The following is a 15,944-nucleotide window of genomic DNA, read 5'->3' on the forward strand; positions in this document are numbered from 1 at the left end:
ATTTATATCCACCTTATGGTAATGGAATTTGGTTTTATTACGATACATTAAATCATCGGATGATTTTAGAATGGGACAGTGTTCATTATTATAATCCAAGAGAACAATGGGATAAGTTTCAGATAATTATTTATGATACAAGTATTCAAACACCGACCGGTGATAATGTAATTAAATTTCAATATCTGACAGCAAATAATTATTTTTCTAATACGGTTGGTATTGAGGACCAGACGAATACGATAGGAATTTGTGCGGTTTACAACAATAGTTATCATCGGGCATCAGCACAATTACAGCCAAGAAGAGCAATTAAATTCGTTACCGGTCCACCTTTACCAAGTGTAATATATGAAGTTTCTCTAAAGAGATTAAATAATAAAAAAGAATTACCTACTATTTTAAACAGCATTTCAGTATATTTTCCTCAAAGGTCAAAAATAATCATTTATGATATAAGTGGAAAGAAAATATGGGAATTAAAAAGCAAAGAGAAAATAATAACAAAACTTTCTAAAGGTGTCTATTTTATAAAAACTGAAAGAGAAAAATATAAAATTATTATAATAAATTAAAAATAATATTAAAAGGGGCGCTTTTAGCGCCCCTTTTGCCAACCAGATTTTGGTATCCTATTAGCACAGGAGAGACCACAACTCATTATAAATTTAAGCAATTTTTATACCAAAAATTTATTGGTTTAACAAAATAAATTATTGAAATTTAATGACTTATGAAAATTATAAATGTAAAAATTTTTAAATAGAAATATAATGTCGCATTTTACTTATATCATTAGCGCAAATTTGGCATTTAATTTTTGACAAAAATATGTAAATGGAGTATAATTTATGTTTATAATGTGGAAATTAATGCCGATAGATGAACAAGAATTTAGAATATTAAAAGAAAATGTGTCTTTGCCTGAAGGTTTTTTAAGAATTCTTTATTTAAGAAAAAATCGGAAAAAAGAAGATGTTGAAAATTTTCTCTATCCTTCTTTAAAATCGTTATTTTCTCCGGAATTATTGCCTGATTATGAAAAAGGAATAGAAAGAATAAAAAAGGCAATAAAAGGAGAAGAGAAGATTTTAATATGGGGTCATGAAGATTTAGATGGAATTACAGCCACTGTGTTATTTTATAACATTTTAAAAGATTTAAGAGCAAAAGTTTCCTTTTATATTCCCGTTAAACATAAAAAGAAATATGGGTTAAATATAGAAGATTTAAAATTGTTTAAAAAAGAAGGTTTAGATTTAGTTATTATGGTTGATTCCGGCACAACTAATTTTTCAGAGATTGAGGAAGCCAAAAATTTGAAAGTAGATGTCATTGTTATTGATCATCACGAAGTATTAGAGAAACTACCTTCCGCAATCGCGGTGATTAATCCTAAAAGAAAAGATTCTTTATATTCTTTTCGAGAATTATCAGGAGTAGGAGTAGCTTTTAAATTTGCTATCGGTTTAATAAAAGAGTTAATGGAGATTTCTTTAGAAGAATTTTACTCTTGTAAAAAAGAACTGTTTTTTTTAACCGCCTTGGGGACAATTGCTGACCGAGTGCCTTTAATTTCAGAAAATCGAACAATAGTATCTTTGGGAACAAAAATTTTTGAAGATCTCCACCTGCCTTTTAAAATGCCTATTTTAAATATTCTGGAGAAAAGAAAATTTAGTGTAAGTAATTTTATCGTCTATCTTTTACCGATTTTTGCTAGTAGTGAAGGAAACAAAGGAGTGAGATTCTTTATCACAGATAATGAGAAGGAAGCAGAGGAAATTTTTCAAGAGTTTCAAATTCGTTCTAAAAAATGGCAAGAAGAGGCTAAAAGATCCCTAGAAATCGCAGAAGAAAAAAAAATAATAACCGATAAAATTATCATTGTGAGAAATGAAGAGTTATCTTTAAGTTGTTTAGGTTATGTGGCAGGAAAGTTTATTGAAAAATATCATCTCCCCACAATGGTGATTGGCAAAGTAGATGAGGGAAGATATGTTGGTGAATGTCGAAGCGATGAAGAGAATAGTATATTAGAAATTTTAAAATTGAACAAGGAATATTTAATTGATTATGGTGGACACAAAAAAGCATGTGGTTTTTCTATTGCTGCAGAAAAATTAAATGTTTTTGTTGAGAAAGTAATTAAAGATGCTGAAAATATGTTTTCATTTAAAGAAAATTTTTCTAAAGAAAATTTTTATGAAGCGGTTTTAGAAATTAATGAAAGAAATAAGAAATTACTTTCTTTGTTGCCGCCTTTTGGAGAAGGAAATCCGCCGCCAATTCTTCTGGCCCCGAAAGCTAAAGATGGGAAAGACGTGATTTATACAATTGATGAAGAAAATAATATTATAATAAAAGATGCCTTTTAAAAAAGTCTTTATTAAACGAAAAAAAAGCATCAAACATTATTTATGGATCTTAAGAAACGAAATAATTAAGAAGGATAAGAATTTAAAAAAAGGAGATATCTGTTCGGTCTACGAAGATGACATATTTATTGGTAATGGACTTTTTAATTGGGAGAGTAAAATTACTGTTAGACTTTATTCTTTTCAAGATGAAGATTTTGATGTCCCTTTAGTAAAAGAAAGGATTCTCAAGGCTTATGAATATCGGAAAACAGTGTTGCCGGATGAAGAAGATTTCCGTTTGGTTTATGGAGAGAGCGATTTATTAACCGGCACAGTGATTGATAAATATCAAAATCATTTTGTTGTTCAAATCTATTCTTATGGAGTAGAAATAAGAAAAGAAAAAATTTATCAGGCATTAAAAGAAATCTTTCCAGTAAAATCAATATTTGAAAAGAATGATTTTCGGTTGCGGGAGTTAGAAAAGTTAGAGAGATATGATAGATTAGTTTATGGAGAATTAGATGATTTGGTGATAATTAGTGAAAATGGAGTAAAAATTTATGTGGATATAAAAAATGGACAAAAAACTGGATATTTTTTTGACCACCGAATAACTAGAAAAAAAGTAAGAGAATTGGCAAAAAATAAAAGGGTTTTAGATGTCTTTTGTTATACCGGTAGTTTTTCAATCAATGCTGCCTTAGGCGGTGCTAAGGAGACTTTGGGGATAGACGGAAATCAACAGGCAATTGAATTGGCAAAGAAAAATGCTGAATTAAATAAAGTGGATAAAATTTGCCATTTTATGGTTGGTAATGCTTTTAATGAATTAAGGAATTTATATAAAAACAAAATGGAATTTGATTTAATAGTTCTTGACCCGCCGCCCTTTTTGAAAAGTAGAAAAGAGTTAAGTGGTGCTTTGAGGGGTTATAAAGATATAAATTTGTGGGCAATGAAACTATTAAAGCCCGGTGGTATTCTGGTCACTTCTACTTGTTCTCACCATTTTTATTGGCAAGATTTTTTGGATACTTTAAATGCTGCTGCCGAAGATGCCAAAAGAAATTTCCGAATAATTGACCGGACAACCCAAGGACCAGACCACCCGATTTTATTAAGTATGCCCGAAACCGAATATTTAAGAACCTTTTTCTTAGAGGTTTTCTAAATTAGATTATAATTTCTTATATAATTCTCTTCTTCTGGCTTCTAAGAGTTCGTTTTCTTTTCCCAGATATTCGGCAGCGGTTAAGATTTTTGTCTTATTTTGGTTTAGAATTTCTTTTAGATAATCTTTAAAGTTCTCATCTCTGGTTAAATGGTGGTCTAAAATAATTGTTTCCACATCGGTTTCATTGATAATTCTTTTTATGTTATTTATTGAAATTTCTAAATCTTCTTTTCTATAACGGTAGTTTAACATATAGGTCATCGGACCATCGGCATATAAAATTTTTGGATTATTTTCTAAAATGAAATTTAGTTGGTCGTCGTTAACAATGCCTTGAACATCGGAAGTAAAGATAAAATTTTCATTTTCGTTACTTATTAATATTTGGATAACATATCCTAAATATTCCTTTGGTCCATGTGTTACTGGTGAAGAGAATTTTATTTTTATATTTTCCATCAACCATTCTTTATTATCAGCAATTTCAATTCTTTTGGGTACTCCTTTTATTTTTTCTAAAAAATAATGAGCCCTTATTTTCTGTGATTCATTTATAAAATTTTCCAAGTCTTTTATTAAAAGAATTTTATCTTGATAAATACTAAGTTCATCAGGATTATGATGGTCATAGTGATAATGGGTAATAATTATAATTGAACTCTGTTTTGCTTTCTCTTTGATTAAATTAAGTTGTTCTTCTTTTCTTTGTAATTCTAAGGGATGGGGTGGAAGGTTAAATCGTGATGGTGATAAGGCAACGGCTGGGTCAATTAAAATACCAATATTCTCACTTTCCACATAGGTTGCCATACTTCTTGTTCCTAAGGAATCACTTGCCAATGGAACGATTTTCATATTTTCTTATTTTATTTATTCTTCTTAAATGTCTACCACCTTCAAAATCTTCATTAAGGAAAGTTGAAACTATTTCTTTGGCAGTTTCTAAAGAAGTGAAATTTGCTGCCAATACTAATATATTAGCATTATTGTGATTTCTTGCCATTTTTGCCATTTCTTTATTTAAACAAAGAGTTGCCCTTATTCCTTTTACTTTGTTAGCAGAGATTGACATTCCTAATCCGGAACCGCAGATTAAAATACCCCGATTGATTTCTTTTTTTATTAATGCTTCGCAAAGGGGAAAAGCAAAATCCGGATAATCGCAAGGTTCTTCGGAATAGGTTCCGAAATCTTTTATTTGATAATTATTTTCTTCTAAAAATTTTTTTAAATCTTCCTTTAAACGGAATCCTCGATGGTCGGCACCAATACCAATTTTCATAAATAGGTTAACCAACCATATTTATCTTCTTTTTCACCATTAACAATGGTAAAGAATTCTTCTTGTAATTTTCGAGTAATTGGACCTACTTTACCATCGCCAATTTTGATTTTATCTATCGAACGAATAGGTGTGATTTCCGCAGCACTACCAGTAAAGAAAGCCTCATCGGCAATATATAAAAATTCTCTTAAAATCATCATTTCAATTACTTCAATACCTAAATCTTTCGCAATTCTAATAACAGTATCGCGTGTAATTCCCGGCAAAATTGTTGCATTCAAGGGTGGAGTATAAAGTTTGCCTTTTTTAACTAAAAAGATGTTTTCACCGGAACCTTCGCTAACAAAGCCAAAAATATCTAAGGCAATTCCTTCAACAAATCCATAGGCTAATGCTTCCATTTTAATTAATTGAGAATTCATATAATTAGCGCATACTTTCGCCATTGCCGGAAAAGTATTTGGTGCCATTCGGTTCCAAGAAGATACCATTACATCAACCCCTTCTTCGGTGGCTTTACTTCCTAAATATTTCCCCCAATAAAAAGTAGCGATTGCCACACAAACTGGACAGCCAAAAGGATTAACACCGATTTCGCCGTAACCTCGATAAACAATTGGTCGAATATAACATTCTTCTAAACCATTTGCTTTAATCGTTTCGATAATTGCTTTATTTATTTCTTCTTGGGTATAAGGAATTTCCATTCTATAAATTTTAGCAGAATTAAAAAGTCTTTCCGTATGTTCTTTTAACCGAAAAATTGCCGGTCCCTTCTTTGTTTTATAGCATCTTAAACCTTCAAAAACACCTGTTCCATAATGAACCACATGAGATAGCACATGAATCTTCGCTTCTTGCCAAGGAACAAGTTTACCATCCATCCAGATATATTTTGCCTCATTTATTGGCATTTCTCCTCCTTTTTTAAATAAAAAATGGCGGCGAAGGGAATCGAACCCCTGACCCGGAGATTATGATTCTCCTGCTCTGCCAACTGAGCTACGCCGCCTATACTAATTTTAATTATTTTTTTTAAAAAATCAAATAAGAATAATATCGGCATATGAAATTATTATCTTTTATTTCAATTAAAATATGGTCATCACCTGGTGCATCTTTATAAGAATAATCATCTTTATCAGTCCTAAATATTTTGATATTATTTCTTATAAGCCTTAAAATTACTGTTGTATCCGGTAAGATTACATTCCCAAATTTTTTTCTTCCGGCAGTTATAATAGCAATCTCCGGAGAGACTAATTTTAAAAAAGTATCGGTTAAAGATGTCTCACTTCCATGATGGGGAACTTTTAATACTTTTGCCTTCAATTCTTTATTAAATCTTTCAACAAGAAATCTTTCGGTATAACGACAAATATTGCTACTCTCTTTTCTTTTCTTTCCTTCAATATCACCGGCAAAAAGAAAAGAGAAAGTATCATAAACCAATTTTAAAACCAAACTGCTGTTATTTTCGTCGTCTCCTTCTTTGAAACAATTTAAAATTTTTATTTTTGTTTTTTTGCCTATTAGAAAACTATCACCAATTTTAATTTTCTTCGGTTTTAAATTTTTTTCTCTCAATTTTTTTAAGAATTTTAAATATAATTGATTAGTGGCTTCTTTTTGGGATGTGATTAAATTTAGAACCGTAAAAAGATCCAACACCGGTAATATTCCTCCTAAATGATCAGAATGATTATGGGTAACAAAAAGGTAATGAAAAGTATCTATCTTTTCTCTTTTTAAAAAAGGAATGAGGATATCGTTACTATATTTTTCTTCGCCACCATCAATTAAAATATTAAAATTACGGTTATCCTCAGGGATTTTTATTAAAATCGCATCCCCATGACCAACATCAATGAAAAAGATTTTAAAACTTAAATCCTTCTTTTGACAGCAAAGAAATAATAAGATAAAAAGGAACTTTTTAAATTTCATACCTTTTGATAATTGCCAGAACCTCTTCTTCGTCTTTTGCTTTATTTAATTCAATTCGTAACTCATCTTTTCTTAATAATTTGGAAAGTTTAGCTAAGGCAAAAAGATATTCACTCTTTTTGTCTTCCGGACCGGCGATCAAAAAGATTAAATGGGCTGGTTTACCATCAAGACTGGAGAAGTCAACTCCTTCTTTTGAGCGACCAAAAACAATTACCAGTTCTTTTACTGCTTTGGAACGGGTATGGGGAATCGCAATACCCATACCGATACCGGTGCTTTCCAGATTTTCTCTTTTTAAAATTTCAGAAAAAAACTCTTCAGGATCAGTAATATATCCCAAATGGATTAGTTTTTCACTTAACTCTTTAATTACCGCAGTTTTTTCTTTTTCTTTTAAATCAAGAATAATTCCTTCTTTTAACAAAATTTCTGAAATTTTTTTCATTATGAACCTCCCCTTATTTTAAAATTATGGTTTTTGCTTTGTTTTTATTAATTAATTCTAATAAATTTAGTTCTGCCAAAGAATTTAAAATGATAGTATCTACTTCGTAAGACTTTGTTAATTCATAAATCAAATTTTCAGGTTTACCTTCAAAAAATAAGAGAGAGACCTTTATCTCTCTTTGAAAAGCCTTTTCTTCCACATCATATAATTTTTGCCATCCCTCATCTTCTAATCTGTCCTTTGTTTCTTCGTCTTTTATTTTATCGGAATTAAGACAAAAGAGCACATAAAGTCGAGAAGAAAAGGTTTGGGCTAACATTAAGGCTAGTTCAATAGTTTCTTTTTGGGCTTCGTTAAGATAAAGCAAGATCTTTTTCATTTGCCGATACAAAATTGTGAAAATATTTTATCTAAAATCTCTTCGCTTGTTGTTTCGCCCAAAAGCTCCCGAAGATTAAATAAAGCTTCTTTCAATTCTTCGGCAATGCTTTCCCAATAAGAGAGATTTAAACAATTTTTACAAGCTGCTAATGCCTTTTCTAAACATTCTATCTGACGAGGTAAAAAGAGAAAGGTATCACTATCGGAATAAAAATTTTGGAGATATTTTTTTAATCTTTTTTTTATTTCTTCAATCCCATCTCCGTATTTCGCTGAGATTAGTAAATAGGGTTCGCTGCTCAAAAAATCTAAAGGGAATTTATGGGGCAAGTCTTTTTTGTTAAGAATGATAATTCTATCTTTTTCTTTAGTCATCCTTAATAAATCATAATCAGCTTCTTGGGGTGGTTCCGAGATATCAAAGATTAACAAAATTAAATCTCCCATTTCTAAATATTCTTTTGTTTTTTTTACACTCAATTCATCAATTAAACTGATATTGAAATCAATTCCTGCCGTATCGCAAAAAATAAAGGGAAAACCATCAATATCAATCATTGCCTCAATGACATCTCTGGTGGTTCCTGGTATTTCGGTAACGATTGCTCTTTCTCTTCCGAGAAGTTGATTAAAAAGGGAGGATTTGCCAACATTTGCTCGACCGGCCAACACAACTTTAATTCCTTGGAAAATCTTTTTTTGGAAATGTGTTCTTTTAAAAATTTTTTCCATTTTTTCATTTAAAGAGGCAATCCTCTTTTTAATATTTTTCTCGAGTTCTTTCGCCTCTTCTTCGTCAGCAAATTCAATTAGATATTCGGTTTGGGCCAAGAGTTCCTTCAATTCTTCGCCGAAATTTTTAATTATTAATGAGACTTCACCCCTTAATTGAGCAAGAGCCATTTTCGCTTGTTTTTCTGTTTGGGCAGATATTAAAGGCAACAATGCTTCCGCTTGGACCAAATCAATTTTGCCGTTAAGAAATCTTCTTTTTGTAAACTCGCCAGGTTCTGCTAAAATTGCTCCAGCCTTTTTAAGGATTTCGCAAATCCTTTGCGGAAGATAGAACCCACCATGGGAAAATATTTCCGCCATATCTTCACCAGTATAACTGTTTGGTGAGTAGTAAACTGCGACGGTCACTTCGTCGATTATTTTGTTATTTTCCCAATCAATAATCTCTCCTTTGATAATTTTTCGGGCAGGAAATTTTTGATATTCTTTTTTGGGGCGAAAAATCTTTTTAAGGATAGAAATGGTTAACGGTCCAGAAACCCGAATTACTGCCATTGCGCTCCTTCCGAGCGGGGTGGCTAATCCGTAGATCGTCTTATTTTCGGTCATTATTGTGGAGCCACGATCACATTCTTTTTGTTACCAGTGCCCTTAATAGTGTAAAATTTTATTCCCGAAATTTGGCTTAAAGTTTCGCTCACAATTGCAATTTCCTTATCGGTAAGTTGGTCTAAAGCCATTTCTTTTTTGGTTTCTAAGACAATTTTCGCAACGGCTAAGGCTTTCTTTTTAAGAAAATTGACTCTGCGCATCCGATAACCACTTACATCCAAAATAAGGGGTACAAAATGGCCTGCTCTTTTTTTCACTACTAATCTGACTAAATATTGAAGAGCCTTTAAATTTGCCCCTCTTTTACCAATGAGTAGACCGGCATATGGTTTTGCTTTGATGTTCGCATAGTAGCCATTTTTTTCTTCTTTCACATCAACTTTTGCTTTTACTCCTAGATAAGAAAGAAATTCTTTTACTACTTCCTGGATAATTTCGTTTATGGGTTTAGTTTCGTTTTTATTTTCAACCATTTTAAACCTCCTTTTTGGAAAATTAAACTCTCCATAATCGAGAGTACATTAAAAGTAAGCCAATATAATTGTAACCCTGAAGGAAAATTTAAAAAAATCAGGGTTAAAAAAATGGGGAAAATAAAAGTTAAAAAAATATTTTTTTTGTCAGGATTGGTTAAAATATTTTGTAGGAGAAAAAATATTCCCATCATAATTGGTAGCACATAAATTGGGTCTTTTACTGATAAATCTTTTAGCCAGAAAATAAAACTTGCTTTTCTTAAATCAATAGTTTGGCGAAATACTGAATATAATGCCCAAAATACCGGTAACTGAATAATTAATGGTAGACAACCAGTAAAAGGGTTTATCTTGTATAGTTGATATAACTGCATTGTTTCCCGATTCAAAGTCTGAGGGTCATCTTTATATTTTCTTTTTAATTCCTCTAATTTTGGTTGTAAAAGGTGTAATTTTCTCATCTGTTCGTTTTGCATCCGACTAAAAGGAAAGAAAAGAAGTTTCATCAGTAAAGCAAAGAAAACAATCGCCACACCATAATTTTGAAAAATTTTATATAAAAACTTTAAAAGAAAAAGAATTGCTAAACTAAAACTTCTTGGCCAACCTAAGGGAATTGCCTTTTCTAAATCCTTTTTAAAACCTTTTAGGAGATTATACTCCAAAGGAGCGAAGATAAGAGATAGTTCGGATTTATCTTGATTAGTAGAATAAATAATTATACCACCTTCTTTTTCCCTTTTTAAAAATTGACAAGAATCAAAAGGAAAGGAAGGCAAAAGGGCAAAGAGAAAATATTTATTTTTCATTACCAGCCAATCGATTTCATTTTCGTAAATAAATTCATCCTTTTTCATTTTGCGAAAATCAAATTTCTTCACATTTCTTTTGAAATAATATTGATAATGGGCGTAATTTAAATCTTCGTTGGTGTCCTTTTCAGTAAAATTTAAAAACTTATCAAAATTTAGAGAAAAATAACTGCCCTTTGCTAAACCGGTTAAGACAAAAGATAATTGATAGTCATCCTTTAGTTTATATCTTTTTGTTATCTTCTCTTTTCCGGATTGGGTTTCAAAAACAATCTCGTTATTTTTCTTTTCGTATTTAAAAATTTCCCAAGTAAGATCATAATTTTTATCTTCCTGAAAGATAGTTAAACCAAAATAATTGCTTTTCGGACGCAATAGTTCACAATCATAATCCTTTAAATAAACCGATTTTAACACACCGCCTAAATTAGAAAAGGTTAATCTTATTTTACTATTTTCCAAAACAATTATTTCTTCTTTTATAGTATCTACTTTTGTTTTCACTGTTTTTAGAGTATCGATTGGCAAGCTTTCCTTAACCTTTCCTTCTTTTGGTTTTTCAATTTGGGGCTTGGGTAAAAATAGATATTGCCAAATAACTAAAACTAAAAATATTAAAATAAAAGCAATAAAAAAGTTTTTTATTTCTTCCATCTTAATTTTTCAGCCATTTTTTCCGGGGGGTCATAACCACCAGAAAATAAAGGTTGACATCGAATAATTCTTAAAATTATTAAGACTATCGCAAAATAAATTGGGTATCTATTCAAACACAAAATTGCGTATTCTGAACAATTCGGATAAAAACGACAAACTTTACCAGAGAGAGGAGAGATGATTTTTTGATAAATTCTTAATAAAAAAATAAATATCCTATTCAACATTTTTTGCCAAATCTAATAATTTTTCTTTTAATTCATTATAAGATAATTCTAATGCTTTTTCTTTACCCATAATCCAAAAGTAATAATTATCTTTAAAATGTTCTTTATTTGTCCGATAAATTTCACGTAATCTTCTTTTTAACTTATTCCTTTTAACTGCCTTTTTAATACTTTTTTCACAACTAAAAAGTACCTTTCTTTTATCTTTTTTTAAATAAATAAGTGTTAAAAATTCATTACTCACGGCTTTCCCTTCTTTTTTTAATTCGGCAATCTCTTTTTTATGCCTAATTATTTCCCATTTTTTTAAAGCAAACTTTTTCACTCTTTACACTGTTAACCGCCATCGCCCTTTTTGTCGTCTTCTCTTAATCACATTGCGACCACCGGGCGTGCGCATTCTCACCAAAAAGCCGTGAGTTCTTTTTCTTTTAATTCTTGATGGTTGATAAGTCCTTTTAGGCATAAATTATTATAATTAATATTTAAAAAATGTCAAAATTTATTCTATCTCTTCACCGAAAATTGTTACTATAAATTCTGAACGATTTTTGAGAATTCTATTATGACTGTTTTTATAAAAAGTATCTCAATTTATCGTCAAAGGAACGAAGAAAGGCGGTAACCTTTTTGTTTTCTTTTTTTCTATTATATTATTGATTCTTCAATTAAATAGTTAATAAATAGTTAACACATTTTTAAACATCGAAGCAAAAACTCGGGGAGAAGAATTGTTGCAGGGATAGGTTCTAAAGAGTTAGAAACAACGATTTTAAAAGAATTAAAGAAGACAAACTTTAAAAGAGAAAGATAGTAATTCTAAAAAGATTCTAAAAAGAAGGAAATTAATAATTTTTCAAGGATTTTTATTAATAAATTTCCAATGAAAGATACAAATAATCTCTTTGCTAATTAGATATTTTTGTAAATCAAGTTGATGGTAAGGTAAAAATGGTAGATACCGGTATATGAATAACGAAAGAGTTTATCAACAAAGATACCAAAAATTTTGAGATAAACATACATTAAAATGAAGAACCAAGGGTAGGAAAAAGATATTGATTTTAAAATAATATTTATTAAAATATTTTAATGTTTAATAAAAGAGGAGGTCTTTTATGAAAAAAGAAATAATCGGTATTTTTTTATTTTTAATCTTCTCCTTTTCTTATTCCCTTATCTCACCAGAACTTTCCGAAATAATCAAAACTGCCAAAGATAACGAATTAATTCCAATAAATATCATCTTAAAAGAGCAGTTTGATAGCGATGTCTTAAACAGAATGGTGGATGGGCTACCGAAAAAAATTCGTCGTGTAGAAGTTGCAAGGATTCTAAAAACCTTTTCTTATGAGAAACAGGCAAATCTTGTTTCCTATCTAAAAGCAAAAGAGAATGTTGGTAAAGTGAATGGTATTGTTCAACTATGGATTGGCAATATTGTCCATTGTAAGGCAACCAAGGATGTGATTTTAGAAGTGGAGAAAAGAGATGATGTCTGGTTTGTTGATAATGATTTGAAATATTGTCCCAATCTATTACCAAAACCACAAAAAGGTGATATTACTAAAATTAAAGATGCGATAACTTATGGAGTGAGAAAGATTAGAGCACCAGAGGTTTGGGCGCTTGGTTATACTGGACAGGGAATTGTTGTTGGTTTGATTGATACCGGTGTCAATTATAATCATTTAGATTTAAGAGACCATATGTGGGAAGATCCAAATTATCCTTATCATGGTTGGAATTTTGAGCAGAATAATAATAATCCGATAGATAATCATGGTCACGGAACCCATTGTGCCGGAACAATTGCTTCTGATGGAACTGCGGGAACCCAATGTGGCGTTGCGCCTGATGCCCAAATTATGGCATTAAGGGTAAGGACGGTTGCTGATACAATCGCTGAAAGTCAGGTATGGCAGGCAATGGAATTTGTTATCTCGCCGCCTCTATCACCGGAGAATGGCGGTGATTTAATCTCAATGTCTTTGGGCTGGATGATATCTTGGAATCCAAGACAGGCAATCTGGCGAACAAATTGTAACAATGTTGGTGCCGCTGGTATTCCAATGATTGTTGCTGCCGGTAATGAACAATATATTTCACCACCAAATTCTTGTCGTTGTCCTGGTAATGTGCCTTCTCCTTGGCGCCATCCACAAAATGGTGCCCAAGGTGCCCAATCTGATGTGATTTCTATTGGTGCTACTGATTCTTTAGATAATATTGCTTCTTTTTCTTCCCGTGGACCAGTAACCTGGCAGAATGTTCCACCTTTTAATGATTATCCCTATCCACCAGGATTGAAAAAACCCGATGTTTCGGCACCAGGAGTTGATGTTTTGTCTTGCGATTATCAAAATAATAGTGGTTATCGGTTAATGAGTGGAACTTCGATGGCAACACCGCATGTGGCTGGGACAGTTGCCTTAATGCTTTCTAAGAATCCGGAATTGACACCGAGAGAGATTGACTCAATTTTACAAACAACAGCGGTTGATTTAGGTTTACCAGGTAAAGATACTTTATTCGGTGCTGGAAGGATTGATGCCTATAATGCGGTGATGGCAACACCATTGCCGACTGGTGTGAGATATTATCGCCATATAATTGTTGACAACCCACCAAATGGTAATGGTGATGGAATTATTAACCCTGGTGAGGAGATTGAGATGCCTTTATGGGTGATAAATCGTTGCGATTATCAGGTATTAGGTGTTTGGGGAAAACTTGTTTTAGATACAATTGACCCGAATATTACTATCACTGATTCAGTGAAATATTTTGGAAATATTGCTGCTGGTGAATCGGCTTATACCGGTGAAGATGGATATAATTTTCAAGTATCTTCTGCTTGCACTAATGGTTATTCAATAAAATTCAATTTGGAACTAAGAGATACTTTAGATTCCTTATGGATTTCGCCATTAGAGTTAAAAGTAGGCACACCAATTTTAGAACCAAGAGGAGTAATTGCTTGGGATTCGCCACCAGGTGGAAATAATAATGGAAAAGTTGACCCAGGAGAGACTGCTTATGTTGCAGTTGGAATTAAAAATACTGGTTTGGGAAATGGATATAATGTTTATGCTATTTTAAAATCTGGTGATCCAAGATTTATTGTTTTAGATTCTTTTGGTACTTATGGCACAATCTTAGTAGATAGCGTGATATATAACCAAATTGACCGATATAAAGTTTATGCCAGTTCTTCAATACCAAGAGAATTTCCTGTTCCTTGTACATTAATTATTAATTCCGAAAGTTGGACATTTGTAAAATCATTTTATATTGTTGTTGGCGAAGTGACAATTGTTGACCCAATTCCTGATGGTCCAAGAGTTCCAGCAAGATATTGGGCATACGATAATATTGATACTTTCTATGTTGAATGTCCAGAATTTGAATGGGTTGAGATAAGAGACATCGGTGTGCGGTTGCCCATCACTGGGGATGACCAGACAATTCAATTTAATTTACCATTCCCATTTAGATATTATGGAATTCTTTATACTGGTCAATTTTCAATCTGTGGCAATGGTTGGATAACACCGGAATATACTACTTCAACGGTTTATATTAATCAACCATTACCTGACCCAACAACAACAAATCCGAGTGCGATGATATGTGTTAATTGGGATGATTTATATCCACCTTATGGTAATGGTATTTGGTTCTATTATGATACCTTAAATCACCGGATGATTCTAGAATGGGATAGTGTCCATTATTATAATCCAAGAGAGCAATGGGACAAGTTTCAGATAATCATTTATGATACAACAGTGAGGACTTATACTGGTGATAATGAGATAGTTTTCCAATATCTTACTGCCAATAATTATATATCAAATACGGTTGGCATTGAAGACCAGACAAATACGATTGGCATAAATGCTTTATATAATAATACCTATCATCGTGCTTGTGCGCCCATTGTTGCTGGTCGGGCAATAAAAATAACTACTGATACAGTTGCTTATATTGGAATTAAAGAATTTGCTAAGAGATTAGAAAATAAAAAGAAAGAGGTTATTATTGCTAATCCCCAAAAAATATTAAAAATGGTTTTACCTTTCAAAGAAGCCGAGATAACGATTTTTGATATCTTTGGTAGAAAGATAAAAGAGTTTAAGGTAAAAGATAAAGAGTTAGTTTGGGACTTTAAAGATACTAACGGTAGAAAGTTAGGAGCAGGTATTTATACTTTAAGGATAAAAGCAGAGAATAATCAGGTTGTTAAAAAGATAATCCATATCAAATAAGGAGGGCTTATGCGTTACCTTATCTTATTTTTATCTATTACTTTAACCTTTGCTGGCTGGTTAGGAAAAGGGAAATTGGAAGAGCCAGTAAAGGTTAATATTCTTTCCCATACCTATCAAGAAGCGGTTTTGGAAATTTCCATTCCTGGTATTAAAACAGAAGATATTGAAAAAGGCGGAGTTATCTATACAAAACTTTATCTCCTTGGTGAAGAAGGAACAACCGAAGAGGTTGGCAAACCGGAATTACCCAAGATTAGTAGGGTTATTGGTATTCCTGATAATGGCAAAGTAGAAGTTGAAATTCTTGAAAGCCGATACGAGACTTACGAAAATATTCTTGTCTATCCCTTCCAACCACCAACAACTGATGAGAAAGAAAATTGGGAGTTTGTTATTGACAGGTATTTTTATAATACTAATACCTCCTATCCGGAAAATATTTTGTTTAGTTTATCTTATGCCCGTTGGCGAGAAACCTATTTAGCAAACCTTATTTTCGTTCCTTTTAATTATGATGCGGTTAATAAAAGATTAAAAGTATATCACTATC

At 31.7% G+C, this 15,944-nt stretch carries 17 protein-coding genes and 1 tRNA gene; 5 read left to right on the forward strand and 13 right to left on the reverse strand.

What is annotated here, in order from left to right; translation table 11 throughout:
* The 3 genes from ABIK75_06595 to ABIK75_06605 form a co-directional block, all read left to right on the forward strand.
* Window positions 1-575, forward strand: a 575-nt coding sequence (locus ABIK75_06595) for a T9SS type A sorting domain-containing protein (GenBank protein MEO0090751.1), incomplete at its 5' end; no start/stop codon positions are given.
* A 297-nt stretch (window positions 576-872) separates the two neighbouring features.
* A complete protein-coding gene (locus tag ABIK75_06600) occupies window positions 873-2,378 on the forward strand; it encodes a DHH family phosphoesterase (GenBank protein ID MEO0090752.1) in 1,506 nt (501 codons plus the stop codon).
* The gene (locus ABIK75_06605; GenBank protein ID MEO0090753.1) at window positions 2,368-3,534 is read left to right on the forward strand and encodes a class I SAM-dependent rRNA methyltransferase; all 1,167 of its coding nucleotides are present in this window, start codon (window positions 2,368-2,370) and stop codon (window positions 3,532-3,534) included. Before ABIK75_06600 ends, ABIK75_06605 begins: the two co-directional genes overlap by 11 nt.
* 6 nt (window positions 3,535-3,540) lie before the next feature.
* On the opposite strand, the gene ABIK75_06610 is transcribed toward ABIK75_06605, so the two are convergent.
* The 13 genes from ABIK75_06610 to rpmH form a co-directional block, all read right to left on the reverse strand.
* Entirely contained in the window at window positions 3,541-4,392 is an 852-nt protein-coding gene (locus ABIK75_06610) for an MBL fold metallo-hydrolase (protein ID MEO0090754.1), read from the reverse strand.
* Window positions 4,367-4,819 (reverse strand): ribose 5-phosphate isomerase B, encoded by a 453-nt coding sequence (gene rpiB / locus ABIK75_06615; protein MEO0090755.1) that lies wholly within the window; start codon window positions 4,817-4,819, stop codon window positions 4,367-4,369. Before rpiB ends, ABIK75_06610 begins: the two co-directional genes overlap by 26 nt.
* A complete protein-coding gene (locus ABIK75_06620) occupies window positions 4,816-5,736 on the reverse strand; it encodes a branched-chain amino acid transaminase (GenBank protein MEO0090756.1) in 921 nt (306 codons plus the stop codon). The genes rpiB and ABIK75_06620 overlap by 4 nt, the downstream gene beginning before the upstream one ends.
* A gap of 25 nt (window positions 5,737-5,761) precedes the next feature.
* Window positions 5,762-5,834 (reverse strand) — tRNA-Met (locus ABIK75_06625).
* Window positions 5,835-5,857: 23 nt separating this feature from the next.
* Entirely contained in the window at window positions 5,858-6,769 is a 912-nt protein-coding gene (locus ABIK75_06630) for an MBL fold metallo-hydrolase (protein MEO0090757.1), read from the reverse strand.
* On the reverse strand, window positions 6,759-7,217 hold the full coding sequence (locus tag ABIK75_06635; protein MEO0090758.1) for a PTS sugar transporter subunit IIA: 459 nt from the start codon (window positions 7,215-7,217) through the stop codon (window positions 6,759-6,761). Before ABIK75_06635 ends, ABIK75_06630 begins: the two co-directional genes overlap by 11 nt.
* Before the next feature lie 13 nt (window positions 7,218-7,230).
* Window positions 7,231-7,599 carry a universal stress protein gene (locus ABIK75_06640; GenBank protein MEO0090759.1) on the reverse strand — a complete coding sequence of 123 codons (369 nt, stop codon included), beginning with the start codon at window positions 7,597-7,599 and terminating at the stop codon, window positions 7,231-7,233.
* On the reverse strand, window positions 7,596-8,945 hold the full coding sequence (gene mnmE / locus ABIK75_06645; GenBank protein ID MEO0090760.1) for a tRNA uridine-5-carboxymethylaminomethyl(34) synthesis GTPase MnmE: 1,350 nt from the start codon (window positions 8,943-8,945) through the stop codon (window positions 7,596-7,598). The genes ABIK75_06640 and mnmE overlap by 4 nt, the downstream gene beginning before the upstream one ends.
* A complete protein-coding gene (locus ABIK75_06650) occupies window positions 8,945-9,421 on the reverse strand; it encodes a KH domain-containing protein (GenBank protein MEO0090761.1) in 477 nt (158 codons plus the stop codon). Before ABIK75_06650 ends, mnmE begins: the two co-directional genes overlap by 1 nt.
* On the reverse strand, window positions 9,388-10,890 hold the full coding sequence (yidC, locus tag ABIK75_06655) for a membrane protein insertase YidC (GenBank protein MEO0090762.1): 1,503 nt from the start codon (window positions 10,888-10,890) through the stop codon (window positions 9,388-9,390). Before yidC ends, ABIK75_06650 begins: the two co-directional genes overlap by 34 nt.
* Window positions 10,878-11,120 (reverse strand): membrane protein insertion efficiency factor YidD, encoded by a 243-nt coding sequence (gene yidD / locus ABIK75_06660; GenBank protein MEO0090763.1) that lies wholly within the window; start codon window positions 11,118-11,120, stop codon window positions 10,878-10,880. The genes yidC and yidD overlap by 13 nt, the downstream gene beginning before the upstream one ends.
* Window positions 11,110-11,445, reverse strand: coding sequence for a ribonuclease P protein component (rnpA, locus tag ABIK75_06665; protein ID MEO0090764.1), 336 nt, complete (start codon window positions 11,443-11,445; stop codon window positions 11,110-11,112). The genes yidD and rnpA overlap by 11 nt, the downstream gene beginning before the upstream one ends.
* 3 nt (window positions 11,446-11,448) lie before the next feature.
* Entirely contained in the window at window positions 11,449-11,586 is a 138-nt protein-coding gene (gene rpmH, locus ABIK75_06670) for a 50S ribosomal protein L34 (GenBank protein ID MEO0090765.1), read from the reverse strand.
* 652 nt (window positions 11,587-12,238) lie between these two features.
* Here rpmH and ABIK75_06675 point away from each other — a divergent pair.
* Both ABIK75_06675 and ABIK75_06680 read left to right on the forward strand, forming a co-directional pair.
* On the forward strand, window positions 12,239-15,391 hold the full coding sequence (locus ABIK75_06675) for a S8 family peptidase (GenBank protein MEO0090766.1): 3,153 nt from the start codon (window positions 12,239-12,241) through the stop codon (window positions 15,389-15,391).
* A gap of 9 nt (window positions 15,392-15,400) precedes the next feature.
* The coding region (locus ABIK75_06680; GenBank protein ID MEO0090767.1) for a C25 family peptidase propeptide domain-containing protein at window positions 15,401-15,944 on the forward strand (544 nt) is incomplete at its 3' end.

The organism is candidate division WOR-3 bacterium (assembly GCA_039801725.1).
Taxonomy (GTDB): domain Bacteria; phylum Hydrothermota; class Tepidihabitantia; order Tepidihabitantales; family DTDR01; genus DTDR01.

What these genes read in the sequence shown, in the direction of transcription:
- yidC (MEO0090762.1), bottom strand. Translation starts at nt 10,890, where the DNA reads ATGGAAGAAATAAAAAACTTTTTTATTGCTTTTATTTTAATATTTTTA.
- ABIK75_06675 (MEO0090766.1), top strand. Translation starts at nt 12,239, where the DNA reads ATGAAAAAAGAAATAATCGGTATTTTTTTATTTTTAATCTTCTCCTTT.
- ABIK75_06605 (MEO0090753.1), top strand. Translation starts at nt 2,368, where the DNA reads ATGCCTTTTAAAAAAGTCTTTATTAAACGAAAAAAAAGCATCAAACAT.
- ABIK75_06635 (MEO0090758.1), bottom strand. Translation starts at nt 7,217, where the DNA reads ATGAAAAAAATTTCAGAAATTTTGTTAAAAGAAGGAATTATTCTTGAT.
- ABIK75_06610 (MEO0090754.1), bottom strand. Translation starts at nt 4,392, where the DNA reads ATGAAAATCGTTCCATTGGCAAGTGATTCCTTAGGAACAAGAAGTATG.
- ABIK75_06640 (MEO0090759.1), bottom strand. Translation starts at nt 7,599, where the DNA reads ATGAAAAAGATCTTGCTTTATCTTAACGAAGCCCAAAAAGAAACTATT.
- rpmH (MEO0090765.1), bottom strand. Translation starts at nt 11,586, where the DNA reads ATGCCTAAAAGGACTTATCAACCATCAAGAATTAAAAGAAAAAGAACT.
- mnmE (MEO0090760.1), bottom strand. Translation starts at nt 8,945, where the DNA reads ATGACCGAAAATAAGACGATCTACGGATTAGCCACCCCGCTCGGAAGG.
- ABIK75_06650 (MEO0090761.1), bottom strand. Translation starts at nt 9,421, where the DNA reads ATGGTTGAAAATAAAAACGAAACTAAACCCATAAACGAAATTATCCAG.
- ABIK75_06620 (MEO0090756.1), bottom strand. Translation starts at nt 5,736, where the DNA reads ATGCCAATAAATGAGGCAAAATATATCTGGATGGATGGTAAACTTGTT.
- rpiB (MEO0090755.1), bottom strand. Translation starts at nt 4,819, where the DNA reads ATGAAAATTGGTATTGGTGCCGACCATCGAGGATTCCGTTTAAAGGAA.
- yidD (MEO0090763.1), bottom strand. Translation starts at nt 11,120, where the DNA reads ATGTTGAATAGGATATTTATTTTTTTATTAAGAATTTATCAAAAAATC.
- ABIK75_06630 (MEO0090757.1), bottom strand. Translation starts at nt 6,769, where the DNA reads ATGAAATTTAAAAAGTTCCTTTTTATCTTATTATTTCTTTGCTGTCAA.
- ABIK75_06600 (MEO0090752.1), top strand. Translation starts at nt 873, where the DNA reads ATGCCGATAGATGAACAAGAATTTAGAATATTAAAAGAAAATGTGTCT.